General features: G+C 63.5%; 12 protein-coding genes. 5 read left to right on the top strand and 7 right to left on the bottom strand.

The genetic code is table 11. The annotated features are described in order from the left end of the window. Window position 1 precedes the first annotated feature (1 nt). Window positions 2–829, top strand: a complete 828-nt coding sequence (locus HDC35_RS12720; RefSeq protein WP_184647285.1) for an enoyl-CoA hydratase-related protein — start codon at window positions 2–4, stop codon at window positions 827–829. Further along, the gene (locus tag HDC35_RS12715; protein ID WP_184647283.1) at window positions 822–2,081 is read left to right on the top strand and encodes an MFS transporter; all 1,260 of its coding nucleotides are present in this window, start codon (window positions 822–824) and stop codon (window positions 2,079–2,081) included. Before HDC35_RS12720 ends, HDC35_RS12715 begins: the two co-directional genes overlap by 8 nt. A gap of 166 nt (window positions 2,082–2,247) precedes the next feature. On the opposite strand, the gene HDC35_RS12710 is transcribed toward HDC35_RS12715, so the two are convergent. From HDC35_RS12710 to HDC35_RS12680, 7 genes are read right to left on the bottom strand one after another with little or no spacing between them, the layout of a single operon-like run. Continuing rightward, the gene (locus HDC35_RS12710; RefSeq protein ID WP_184647281.1) at window positions 2,248–3,072 is read right to left on the bottom strand and encodes an acyl-CoA thioesterase II; all 825 of its coding nucleotides are present in this window, start codon (window positions 3,070–3,072) and stop codon (window positions 2,248–2,250) included. 35 nt (window positions 3,073–3,107) lie between these two features. Next, entirely contained in the window at window positions 3,108–3,773 is a 666-nt protein-coding gene (locus HDC35_RS12705) for a nitroreductase (RefSeq protein ID WP_184647279.1), read from the bottom strand. A 14-nt stretch (window positions 3,774–3,787) separates the two neighbouring features. After that, window positions 3,788–4,351, bottom strand: a complete 564-nt coding sequence (locus HDC35_RS12700) for a nuclear transport factor 2 family protein (protein WP_184647277.1) — start codon at window positions 4,349–4,351, stop codon at window positions 3,788–3,790. Between the two features lie 14 nt (window positions 4,352–4,365). Beyond that, a complete protein-coding gene (locus tag HDC35_RS12695) occupies window positions 4,366–6,012 on the bottom strand; it encodes an FAD-dependent oxidoreductase (RefSeq protein ID WP_184647275.1) in 1,647 nt (548 codons plus the stop codon). 36 nt (window positions 6,013–6,048) lie between these two features. Beyond that, the gene (locus HDC35_RS12690; protein WP_184647273.1) at window positions 6,049–7,380 is read right to left on the bottom strand and encodes an SRPBCC family protein; all 1,332 of its coding nucleotides are present in this window, start codon (window positions 7,378–7,380) and stop codon (window positions 6,049–6,051) included. 28 nt (window positions 7,381–7,408) lie between these two features. After that, entirely contained in the window at window positions 7,409–8,389 is a 981-nt protein-coding gene (locus HDC35_RS12685; RefSeq protein WP_184647271.1) for an acyl-CoA dehydrogenase family protein, read from the bottom strand. Between the two features lie 12 nt (window positions 8,390–8,401). Next, the gene (locus HDC35_RS12680; protein WP_184647268.1) at window positions 8,402–9,571 is read right to left on the bottom strand and encodes an acyl-CoA dehydrogenase family protein; all 1,170 of its coding nucleotides are present in this window, start codon (window positions 9,569–9,571) and stop codon (window positions 8,402–8,404) included. A gap of 157 nt (window positions 9,572–9,728) precedes the next feature. Between HDC35_RS12680 and HDC35_RS12675 the strand changes: the two genes are divergently transcribed. The 3 genes from HDC35_RS12675 to HDC35_RS12665 all read left to right on the top strand — a co-directional run bounded on the left by HDC35_RS12675 (window position 9,729) and on the right by HDC35_RS12665 (window position 12,585). Continuing rightward, window positions 9,729–10,523: a FadR/GntR family transcriptional regulator gene (locus HDC35_RS12675; protein WP_184647266.1), complete on the top strand. Its 795-nt coding sequence runs from the start codon at window positions 9,729–9,731 to the stop codon at window positions 10,521–10,523. Window positions 10,524–10,597: 74 nt separating this feature from the next. Then, entirely contained in the window at window positions 10,598–11,587 is a 990-nt protein-coding gene (locus tag HDC35_RS12670; protein ID WP_184647264.1) for a thiamine pyrophosphate-dependent dehydrogenase E1 component subunit alpha, read from the top strand. Further along, window positions 11,584–12,585, top strand: coding sequence for an alpha-ketoacid dehydrogenase subunit beta (locus HDC35_RS12665; protein ID WP_184647262.1), 1,002 nt, complete (start codon window positions 11,584–11,586; stop codon window positions 12,583–12,585). Before HDC35_RS12670 ends, HDC35_RS12665 begins: the two co-directional genes overlap by 4 nt. Window positions 12,586–12,588: the final 3 nt, after the last annotated feature.

The raw sequence follows: 12,588 nt of genomic DNA, 5'->3' as shown, positions 1-12,588 counted from the left end.
TATGACCGACAGCGGCGCGACCGAGGTCATCGAATATCAGAATGCCCGCCTCGAGATCGAGGGCCCGCTCGCGACCTTCTGGTTCAGCGATCCCGAGAAGCTCAATGCGCTCAATCCGGGCATGGTCGAAGCGCTCTACGCGGCACTGATCGAGGTCGCCAAGCCGCGCCGTCATATTCGCTGCTTGATGATCACGGGCGAGGGCCGGGCCTTCTCGGCAGGGGCCAACCTCTCTTCGGGCGCCGCGAAGGCGGAGCGCACCCGCGCCGAGCCGCCGGTGATCCAGTCGGTCGCCGGGACCTTTCACCCGCTTGTCCGCCGCCTTCGCGATCTCGAGATACCGGTCGTCGCCGCGGTCAACGGTCCCTGCGTCGGCTTCGGCTTCGCAATCGCGCTTCTCGCCGACTATATCGTCGCCTCCGAGAAGGCCTTTTTCCTCGTGCCGTTCGCGAGCCTCGCAAGCTGCACCGATTCCGGCATTACCTGGCTGCTACCGCGCGCGATCGGCACGCCGCGCGCACGCGCGATGATCATGCGCGCCGAGCGGCTCTATGCCGAAAAGGCGTTCGATTGGGGCCTCGTCAACGAACTGGTGTCGGAGGACGGGTTCCGCGATGCGGCGCGCGCAGTGGCGCTCGGCTATGCGACCGGGCCGACGATCGCGCTTGGCATCATGCGCCAGCTGTTCCTGACCGGCCCCGAGCAGACGCTCGACCAGCATCTCGAAGCCGAAGTGCGCGGCGTCGCGCGCACGGCGCGGACCAAGGACAATACGATCGCGATCGGCAATTTCGGCAAGAAGACAAAGCCGGAGTTTGTTGGTGAATGATTTGGCGCCCGCTGGCGCCAGAAGCGAGTGGCGCGCGGGCTGGCCGCTCGTCCTGACCTCTGCGGTGGGTTGCGGGTTCGCGGCCACGCATGCGGTAACGCTCGGCTCCTATATCGGCCCGCTCACCCGCGAGTTCGGCTGGGCCCGCGAGCAGATCACGACCTGCCTCTTCTTCGGGGCGCTCGGCACGATCTTCCTCACGCCCTTCCTCGGCCGGGTTCTGGACAGGTTTGGCGCGCGGCGCATCGCGCTCGTCGGTGTGCCGGCCTATGCCTTTTCGCACGCGCTGTTCGGCTTTGCGGGCCCCTCGATCACGAGCTGGTATCTCGTCTGGGGCATATTGGCGATCCTCTGCATGGGGATCAGTCCCGTTGCCTGGTCGATGGCGGTCGCGAGCCGGTTCGACCGGAACCGCGGCTTGGCGCTCGCGATCGTCCTCGCCGGCATGAGCGTCAATACCGCCATCATGCCTTACCTCTCCGTCCAGATGATCGATGCCTATGGCTGGCGTGTGTCCTATTGGGCAACGGCGCTACTGGTTCTGGTCGTGGCATGGCCGCTGACCTGGGCATTTTTCTATGACGCGCGTGATCTCGAGCGCGGCATCTCGGCCACGCAGGAGGAGGCAATCACGGCGCCGTCGCTTCCCGGCCGGACGCTTGCCGAAGCTATACGTTCGACGCTCTTCTGGCGGATCGCGCTGTGCATGGCGCTCGTCGGCGGCGCATATTCGGCGATCTACATTCATTTCCAGCCGCTCATGACCGATGCGGGGATCGACCCGGCGCAGGCCGCGCTGCTCGCCGGGATTATCGGTCCGATTTCCTTCGCCTCGCGCATCGTGACAGGGTTGCTGCTCGACCGCTTCCCCGCCCCGATCATCGCCGCAGTCGCCTTCGCGCTGCCGATCGTAAGCTGTTTCCTGCTTCGCGGCTTCGACGGCAACCTTGTCGTCGCCGGGGTCGCCATCGCCTTCACAGCGATTGCGGCCGGCACCGAGATCGACATGATGGCCTATCTTGCGAGCCGCTACTTCGGGATGAAGAGCTTCGGCGTCATCTATGGCTGCATCTTTTCCACGCACACCATCCTGTGGGCGACGATGCCCCCTCTCGCCGGCAAGATCTTCGACCGCACCGGAAGCTACGACGGCGCCTTGCTTCTGTTCGCGGCGATGCTGGCCGGAGGTGTATTGCTGGCCGCAACGCTCGGCCGCTATCCCGAATTCGATGCCGAAAAGGCGCACGCTTAAGGGACGAGATCCCGATGCCGCGGCTCGGTGTCTCCAGGGGCACGTGCGCGACAGGAGCCGGGGCAAACTCGGGAATTCGCGACGTGCCGGCTGCGGTTGTGGCAGAACGCCGGTCAGCGGGAATAGGCTCTACTGCTGCATTTCGCGCGCAAACCGCCGCCCGGCGTTATAGCGCCGCGCCGTCTGCTGCGCTGTCATGAAGCCGCAGGATCAGAGATTGGCTCGCGGTCCCCAGAAGCGTGCCGGAGGGTGCGAAAAGATGCATCACACCGTGGACAATACCGGCATGGACGGACTCGATCTGGACATCGCAAAGAACCCATTCGCTGGGCTCGAGGCGAGCGTAACGAATCGTGTTGTCGAGACTGTTACCGCCCGCGTTGCGTCCGATCGCTCCCGCGATTGCCGAGGCGACGAAGTCGGCGATTACGGCGAGCAACTGCGAATCCGCGACGTGCCCCCCTCGCGACCGCACCCAGAAGATAAGGCGACCGTTGCCGCGACCGTGCTGGAACGGGCGATCATTGGGTATGCCCGCGGCAAGGCGCATCTCGAACTGCCGGTTCAAGCCTTGCGGTTCGTTGCGCCAATGCTGAAACGGGGAACATGCATCGGGCGCCGGAACGTCCGGCATCGTAACCCATTGATCCGACAGCTGATCGTCGCGACTACCGAGCGCGGCGTGGACGGTGATGATTTTCCTGTCGTCGATATGCTCGATAACCGTGGCCTGGCTCGTAAGCCGCCCGGCCACCGGCACCCAGACGTCGAGGTCGACGATGCTTCCAGGACGGGCAAAGGAGAGATAGTGCGCGGTCGCCCAAATCACCGGGCGACCACACGTCCGTTCCATAGCGGAGATCGCCGCGGCCAAGCCGACGCCACCGAACATGAAGCGGCGGCCTGCGGCGCCGACGCAGAGGTCTTCCGTCACCGGCAAATACCATCGGTGTGGATTGTGGGTCGGGTTAAGATCGAACAATGTCCCCATCCGCTTGGCTCTTGACCTCATTCTTTGCGGTCGGGCTAGGTCCCGAAGCCCAGGAAACGCACCTGTTCGCCGAGCGGGACGCGCTCCCGCTCGAAATTATTGACCGGCGCCGCCGGATCCCGCCAGCCGATGCCGAGGCCGCAGAACAGGAGCGTGTCGTCGGAAAGGCCCAGATGCGCTTTGATCGTCCGGCCGAACATGCCCATATATTCCTGTGGGCAGCTATCGAGGCCTTCGCCGCGCAGCAGCAGCATAATCGTTTGCAGCCACATGCCGACGTCCGACCATTGCGCTTCCTTCATGAACTTCGGGAAGTGACACAGGAGCAGAACCGGCGCGCCGAAGGACAGAAGATTGGACCGCGCAAAGTCGGCGCGGCGATCGGCCTGGTCACGCTCGATTGTCATGGCGCCATACATCGCCTGCCCGACCGCGCGAAGGCGCGCCTGATATTTGTCGACCTGCCCCGGGGCCGAGAAATCATAATCCATCGGGCTATCGGGTTCGCTGGCGAGCAGCTTTTCCTGGAGGGCAGCGAGCGGCTCGCCGGTCAGCACCAGCGCTTCCCAGGGCTGGAAATTGCAGCCCGAGGGCGCCATGCGCGCCTGGTCGAGGACGCGCTCGATCGTCTTGAAGGGAACGGGCCTGTCGAGAAAGGTGCGGATCGAGCGACGGCTCGCCACGGCTTCGGCAACGATCATCCTAAAATCCTTCGCTATTGGCCGAAGTCGAATATCGACCCGATGCGGGCCGGATCGATACGAAGCGGACGCTCGTAGCTGCAATCGCTCCGGTCGCGTGCGGTCTGCCCGCCCGACGCAAGGGCCGCTGCGGCCGCAGGAAATAGCCAGCTCTGCGACGGCACGCCGCCCCAGTCGGGGACGCATTTGCGCGCAGCAATTCGCCATTCCCCCTCACGGCGCTCCATCCTGTCGACATAGCGACCGCCACCGATTGTAAGTTTGCCATCATGATGCATGCCGGCGAACATCCAGTAGGTTTCGCTATGCGCGCTATCCCCTTCGAGTTCGCAGCTATGGTTGGTCACGATATGCTGGTGCGCCGACTGAAGGCTTGCATGCAACGCGAAAGCCCAGTCGGCGAAAGCCTCGGGACTCCCGACAAAGATGCCATGATCGTCGATCGCGTCGGGATGGTAGCAGGTCAGCAGCAGCTCGCGGTCCATGCGATCGACCGCGCGGCAATAGCGGACGACCACGTCATGGATCGCCTGACGGTCCGCCAGCTGGCGGACCGTCGTTTCAAGATCGGAGTTCATGCGCGTCCTTCCGGTCAGTTCGGCATCGTGCCAACCGCGTGGCGCGCCGCCACCCAGCCGAACACGAAGGAAGCCCCGATGCTCGCCCCGGCACCGGGGTAGGTCTTGCCGGTCACCGACGCCGTGCTGTTGCCCGTCGCATAGAGCCCCGGGATGACGCTGCCATCGTCGCGCAGCACGCGGGCGAACTGGTCGGTCACGAGGCCGCCGTACGTCCCGACGTCACCCGGAAACACCTCGATGGCGTAGAATGGCGGCTTGCCGATCTCTCCGAGGCAGGGATTGGGCTTGATGCTCGGATCGGTGAAGACCCGGTCATAGGCCTTGTCGCCGCGCTGGAAGTCGAGGTCCTTGCCGGTCTTGCAGAAGCCGTTGAAGCGCTCGACCGTGGCGCGAAGATTGTCCGCGGGAACGTCGATCTTCGCTGCCAGATCTTCGATCGTGTCGGCGACTTTGGCATAGCCGCTATCGAGCCAGGCCTGCGGCGTCTTGCCGGCCATGGTTGCGCCCCAAGGGTAATTATCCCGGTGGCGCGAGTCGAGGATGGCATAGGCGGGCACGGAACCCGATTCGTAGATCGCCTGGCCGTTCGCCATGTAGGACTGGCTCTCGTTCGCGAAACGCCTGCCGTCCTTGTTGACCATGATCGCGTGCGCCTTGGCGATGTCGAGCACATGGAAGGCGCGGAAGCCGGACGGGTCGAGCGAGGTGATGAGCCAAACCGCCTGGTCCATGAGATCGGTCGCCGCGCCATGCGTCTTCGCGATCTCGATCATCTCGCCGGTATCGCCCGGGTTGGCGTTGGTCCAGTCGGTCGATGAAGGCTGCGGACCATATTTCGCGCGCATCTCGGCGTTCCGTGCGAAGCCACCCGCGTTGATGAGCACCCCTTCGCGGGCTTCGATCCGCCACGGCTTGCCATTTTTCTCCGTAACGACACCAGTGATCCGGCCGTTTTCCTCGACGAGTTCGCCCACTGGCGAGTCGAGGCGAATATCGGCGCCCTGGCTCAGCGCCATCTGGAGCATACGCCCCTGGATAGCAGCTCCCATCCCGACAAGCTTCTTTCCGAGCAGCTTGGCACCGGTTATGCGCAAACCGAGCCGGACCGCAGCCAGCTTGCCCGCCCAGCTGCGCTTCATCAGCTGCAGGTTGCGCGACTCGGTTCCGCGTACCGGGATGTCAAACGGCCCGCGGCGCAGGCGTGGTTCCCACTCGCCGAGCTTGTTCGCGTCGAAAAGCTCGACGAGGAGCGAGCGGCTCTCGGGGCAGCCGCCCGGCAGATCGTCATGATAGTCCGACCAGCCATCGCCGCGGATGAAGGGCATTCCCTTGTCCCGCAGATAGGTGACCATGGCGGGACCCATGCGCAGATACATGTCCTTGCGCTCGGGCGACGTCGACGGGCCGACATCACCGACACAGGCATCAAGATAGGTGCGTGCTTTCTCGTAGCTGTCCTCGACCCCGGCTTCCGCCTGCAGCGGATGGTTCGGAATCCAGAAGACCCCGCCCGACATCGAGGTTGAGCCGCCGACCTTGTCGGTCTTTTCCAGAATGACCGACGTCTTGCCGGCGTCGGCGACCGCGAGCGCGGCGACCATCGAGCCGCCGCCGCTGCCGACGACCACGAAATCGAAACTTTCGTCCCATGCGGACATGCGAAATCCTCTCTGCTGCGACTGCCGCTTCTGTGGTCAGCGGCCCTCGTCCATGAATTCGACGAGCGACTTGTGGAAATTGGAGATGGCGACTTCCTGCAGCGGATTGGGGCGGGCGCCCGTAAAGCCACGCGATTTCATGCCCTTCTGGACCGCCGCCATATTCTGATAGTCCTGCGTCAGGATCTTGCCCCAGAAGCCGACGTCTTCATGATCCATGCTCCATTCCTGCTCGACCTTCGGTTCCTTACCGGGCGCGTAACGCTGGAGCGAATAGACGTCCCAAATACAGCTGTCGGGATCCATGCCGTTGGGCCGCGCGCGGTAACCGAGAAGGCCTGTCGGCCCCTGCAGCATGATCTGGTTGGGGAAAAGGTGCCAGTCGATGCCGGCCTTGTACATTTGCTCGGGCGTGATCGCCGGAAATTGCGCGCCCTGGCTGGCGCAATATTCGAAGATGAACTGCCCGAACTTCTGGAGCACTTCCATCGGGGGCGTGCCAGGCGGCACTTCCTGCATCACGCGCCGTGCGGCGTGCACGGTCTGGACCGACGACCCGGCATTGAGCGTCGCCGCCATGTCTTCCATATAGTCGAGCAAGCCCGGGCGAATGTCCTCGGTCGGCTCGCCGTTGGTCAGGCGACGCGATTTCGAGCCCGAAGGAAGGGCTTCCCAATAACCGAAATGGGCGTGGCGACCATGCGCGTAGCTGCGCGTGATATCGTCCATATAGCGAAGCATCTGGTTGTGCGTCGTCTGGACGTGATAGCCCTCGTTGAAGGCCTCCAGCGCGACCTTCCAGTTGCAGGGCAGGATCGTCGACTTGCGCCAATGGTAGCGCAGCCCGCCGAGGTCGTATGGGTCGAGGAACATCTTTGCAGGCGCGAGATGCTCTTCAAGGCTGATACTGTCGGGATCCATGTTGATATAGACCCAGCCGCCCCAGCGATCGACCTTAACCTCCTTGAGCGCGATATCCTCGTCGGTCAGATCAGCGCCCCATTCGTGGCGGTCGATGACCCGGCTGTTCTCGCCGGTCAGCTTCCACTGCCAGCCGTGATATTTGCAGAAGAGCCTCGCGGTATGACCGCATCCTTCGGTTAGCGTCCGCCCGCGGTGTGGACAGACATTATAATAGGCCTTGATCAGATCCTCTTCAGCGCGAACGACGATGATCGACTGGTCGAGGATGTCATAGGTGTAGAAGTCGCCAACCCGCGCGATCTCCTCCTCGCGGCACGCCATCTGCCAGACGCGCGGCCAGAGCAACTCTGCCTCCTCGCGCAGAAAGTCCGCCGAGATATAATTCAGCGCGGGAACGACGCCTCCCGCGACCTGCGGGGCTACGGTCTTGCTGTGGACATTCATTACAGTCTCTCCTCGACCCGCACTCGGGTCACATGATCGCCGGAGCGCACGCGGCGATCCGGTCCTTGAGCTGGTTGGCTCCGCCGGCGAGACCGGTGAGCAAGATCGTCCGCTTCAGCAGGAGATGACCGATATTTTCGGTCGTCGTCCCGATTGCGCCATGATTATGGATATTGATCTCGGCATTCGCCATGGCGGCGTCGCCGGCAAGGAGCAGCGCGCTTAGCGTCTGGAGTTCGGCATCTGCGCGCCCGTCGCGCAGGGCAACCGCCGCGAAGTAGATCTGCGCCTCGACCTGCCGCGCGCGAAGCTCCATGTCCGCAATGCGGTGGCGAACCGCCTGAAAACTGCCGATCGGCCGCCCGAACTGCTCGCGGGCCTTCGCATATTCGTTGCTCTCGCTACGTCCCGTTTGCGCGAGGCCCTGCAGCTGGGAGGCGACGAGTAGCGCGAAGCGCAGCACCAGTTCGGGCCCGTCGACCTGGAGCAGCGTATCTGCAGAACTTACCGCGGCCGTGCTCGACGAAGCATCGAGCGCGACAATATCGTCGCCCCCTGCGACGAGCAAAGAAAGGCTGATCCGGTTTTCCTCGACGACCAGGAGATGCGTCGCGCCGGCCGTGGCGAATGCGCGGCCCGGACGCGCCGAGGTGGTCAGGGCGGCCCGCGCATCGCCAGTAATGAACGCCGCCGCCAGAGCCTCGTCGCCAGCCGCCAGCGCAGCATGCGCGGCGAGTGCGCCCGCCGTGATACCAAGCGGCGCAATCCGCTCGCCGAGCTTCATGAAGAGGAGGCATTCATCGGTGAGGTCACCAGCGGACCCCCCGATCGATTCGGGCGCCGCCATGCCGAGCCAGCCCATCGGAATCGCGAGGTCCATCAACCGCTGTTCGTCGGCAATGATGTCGAGGTCGGGAAGGTACAGGCGGTCGAACGGCGCCTCGGACAAAAGAATGTCGGCAACCGCCGTGGCAATTTCGGTCTGTCCCTCGTCGGGTGCGAGCAGCATCTTTTTCGTTTCCTATCGGCTACGCGGCAGGCCGAGCACGCGGTCGGCGATGATTTCGCGCTGGATGTCGGTGGTGCCGCCGCCGATCGCCTGCACGAGATTGCGGTAATAGGATGCAAGCCATGATTGCTCGTCGGTGTTCGGATCGAGGAGGCGGTCGCCCATCATGTCGATGGCGGCACGCTCAATCCGCTGCGCAAGCTGGTTGGTGAAGAGCTTCATGAGTGAGCCTTCCGCTCCCGGGGCAGCACCGCCTGCGTAGCGTGAAAGGTTCGAATAGTTCATCGCCCGGAGCGCGGCGAGATCGGCGCGCAGGCGCGCAAGCGTGCGGCGACACTCGTCATCCGACCAGGCGGGCCGGCTGGCGCCGGGGAGCGGGTTCGCCTTGGCATAGTCGATCAGTTCTTCGAGTCTGAGCACAAGATGGACCATCTCCGAGGTGAAAGCCGTCCCGCGCTCGAACCCGAGCGTCGCCATCGCGGTGGTCCAGCCCTGGCCGATCTCGCCAACCACGTTCGACACCGGAATACGCACCTCGTCGTAGAAGACCGATGCGAACTCGGCGTGACCCGTCAACTTGCGAATGGGATGTACAGTGATGCCCGGCGTCTTCATATCGCAGATGATCCAAGTCAGCCCCTTGTGGCGCTCGCTTCCTGGCTCGGTGCGGATCAACAGTTCCTGATAGTCCGCCGCGTCGGCGTAGCTCGTCCAGATCTTCTGGCCGCTGACCACGATCTCGTCACCATCGACGACACCTTTGGTGCGGAGCGAAGCGAGGTCAGACCCCGAGCCGGGCTCGCTGAACCCCTGACACCAGATTTCGTCGCCGCCGAGGATGCCGTTGAGGTGCTTGGCCTTCTGGGCATCGCTCCCCATCACGATGAGCGTCGGACCCGCGTGCATTTGCGCGACGAAGAAGACGCCGGCCGAGGGTGCTCCCGCCTTCGCATTTTCTTCAAACCAGATCATCTGCTGGGTGAGGCTCAGCCCCTGACCGCCATATTCCTTCGGCCAGCTGATCCCGGCCCACCCGCCAGCCATAAGTTCGCGCTGCCAGGCGCGATCGAACGCGACGGCTTCAGTGCCCGACGGCCGCGCCTCTGGCGGCACATGGCCGGCCAGCCAGTCGCGAACGCGTTCGCGAAAACGGCTATCCTCGGGCGTCCAGTTCAGGTCCATATCCTCATCCCACACTGCCGGGTTTTGATTGTGCGCAGCGAATTAACATCTAAATAGGTAATACGACAAATGGCAAGCGGGAAACGCTTGTGGCTATGTTTTCGGCTCTTGCTGCTCCGGCGGAGAAGCCGTAGCAAGCGTGGGAAAGGAATTTATATTGTCCACACAATTCATCGGCGACAAAAACCGTCAGAAGGGCAACGCCGCGTCGGTGCGGGTCCCCAAGACCGCCGAGTTGGTGGCCAAGCGAATTCGCAACGGAATCATCCGCGGCGAACTCATGGATGGTGACACGCTTCCGGCGGAAGCGCACTTGATCGCCGAGTTCGAAGTATCGCGTCCGACGATCCGTGAGGCGGTTCGCATCCTCGAGTCGGAAGGCCTTCTCAAGGTCGCGCGCGGCGCGCGCGGCGGTGCGATCATCAGCAGGCCGGGGTTCGAGATGGTGTCGCGCGCTGCCGGCATCGCGCTCCAAACCAATGGCGCCACCGTTGCCGATCTTTACGAGATGCGCACGCTGCTCGAACCCCCCGCGGCACGGCTCGTTGCCGAGCGCAACAGCCAGGAGGGCGCCAAGGTTCTGCGCGCGCACTTGGAGGTCGAATATTCGCTGACCAAGGACCGACTCGCGACGTCACAGGCGATCGCCGAATTTCACCAACTGCTCATCGACCTCGCGGGCAACAAGACGCTGAGCATGGTCGCGCATGCCTTGCAGCATCTCGTCGAACGGCACCAGGCGCTCGCCCAGATTCGCGAGCCGTCGAAGGATCAAGAGCAACTCGAGAAGCGCACCCTGTTCGGCCTCAAGTCGCATGGCAAACTGATCGATCTCATCGAGAAGGGTGATGGCGAAGGCGCCGAGAACCATTGGCGCGCGCATATGATCGCCGCAGGCAAGTTCTGGCTTTCGCAACTCGGTCCCAATGCGATGGTCGATCTCCTCGACTGATATTTACGCTTGCGCCTCGGCGCCTCTCTGCTAATCGTCTACCTCATTATAACGTTTATTGAGGGAGAGGGCCCTTGGCCACGAACGCCTATGTTCCCGGTGCGGAAACGCTGCTGGACATTTATCGGCGCACGGCGCTTCTGAAAGCGAACGACGAGCGCATCCGCAAGGTTATCACCTCGGGCAAGATCGCGATGGTCTATTACAGCTATCGCGGCCAGGAAGTCGTCCCGTCGGCCCTCTCGGCCTGCCTGCGCGATGACGATCAGCTCTGCACCATCTATCGCGGCATCCACGACATGCTCGCCAAGGGCTTCCCCCTGAAGGAACTCTGGGCCGAGCTCGCGGGTCGCACGACCGGTTCGTGCAAGGGCAAGGGCGGTCCGATGCACCTGACCTTCCCGCCCAAGGGTATCATGGTGACGACCGGTATTGTTGGCTCGTCTGCCCCGATCGCCAACGGGCTCGGCTGGGCCGCGCAGCTCGACAAATCGGATCGTGTCGCGGTCGCGACCTTTGGCGACGGCGCGTCGAACATCGGCGCGATCCATGAATCGATGAATCTCGCCGCAGTCTGGAAGCTCCCGGTGATCTTCGTCTGCCAGAACAATCTCTATGCCGAACATACCGCGTACAAGAAAATGACCGGCGGCGAGACGATCGCAGCCCGCGCGGCCGGCTATGGAATGCCTGGTATCCGGGTGAACGGCAATGACGCGGTCGAAATGTATGCGGCGGCGGCCGAAGCCGTGGCGCGCGCGCGCGCTGGCGAGGGTCCGACACTGATCGAAGCGATGACCTTCCGCTTCCACGGACATAATTTCGGCGACCCCGGCGAATATATTCCCAAGGAAGAGATGGCAGCCGCCATCGCGAACGATCCTGTCCCCGCGCTTCGCGCCAAGCTGATCGCCGACGGCATTGCCACCGAAATTCAGCTCGCTTCGATCGAAGCGGCGATCGAGGCCGAGATCGACGAAGCCGTCGAATTTGCTGTCTCTTCCCCTTGGCCGGTCGCCGACGACCTGCGCTTCGATGTCTTTGCCGAGGAGATCGCCCGATGAACGCCCCCGCCAAGCCGACGGTGACGATCCTCGCCGCGCTCAACAAAGCTCTCTCGGACGCATGCTCAGAGGACGAAAAGGTCATCCTCCTCGGTGAGGATCTGGCCGACCCCGAGGGCGGCGGCATCGTCGGTGTGACCCGCGGCCTATCGAGCAAGTTCGGTGACGATCGGGTGCGATCGACCCCGATCGCCGAACAGGCGATCATGGGCGCCGCGATCGGCGCCAGCCTTGCCGGCTACAAGCCGGTCGCCGAGATCATGCTGATGAACTTCACGACGGTTGCGATGGACATGATCGTCAATCACGCCGCGAAGCTTCGCTTCATGTCGGGCGGCCAGACGCATGTCCCGATCGTGATCCGAACGATGACCGGCCTCGGCTATGGCTCGGGCGGACAGCACTGCGACTATCTCGAGGCCTGGTTCGCCCATGTCGCCGGGATCAAGGTCGTTGCGGCTTCGACCCCCGAGGATGCCTATGGTCTGCTCCGCTCGGCCATCGAGGATCCCGATCCGGTGCTGATCATCGAGAACCTGCCGACCTATTATACGCCGATGAGCCATGAACTTCCGGACTCGTCGCACCGTGTTCCCCTCGGCAAGGCCGCCATCCAGCGCGAAGGCAGCGATATCACCGTCGTTACCTATGCCCGCATGGCAAACGAGACCCGGAACGCCGCGGCCAAGGCAGCTGAAGCGGGGGTTTCGGTCGAGGTTATCGACCTGCGCACGATCGCGCCCTGGGACCGCGAAACGGTTCTTGCATCGGTGCGCAAGACCGGCCGGCTGCTGATCGTTCACGAGGCCGTGCGCGAGCATGGCGTCGGCGCGGAAATTGCCGCAGTCGTCAACGAAGAACTGTTCGGCGAGCTCAAGATGCCTGTGCGGCGCCTCGGCGGTGCCTTTGCGCCGGTTCCCTATTCCAAGCCCCTCGAGGATGCTTTCGCGCCGAATGCCGCGCGAATCCTCGAATGCATCACGCAGTGCGTGAACTGATCC

Source organism: Sphingopyxis sp. JAI128 (genome assembly GCF_014207235.1).
In the GTDB taxonomy this organism is placed as follows: Bacteria; Pseudomonadota; Alphaproteobacteria; order Sphingomonadales; family Sphingomonadaceae; genus Sphingopyxis.
The sequence above is the reverse complement of the archived record's forward strand: the minus strand, read 5'-3'. Positions and strand labels throughout refer to the sequence as shown.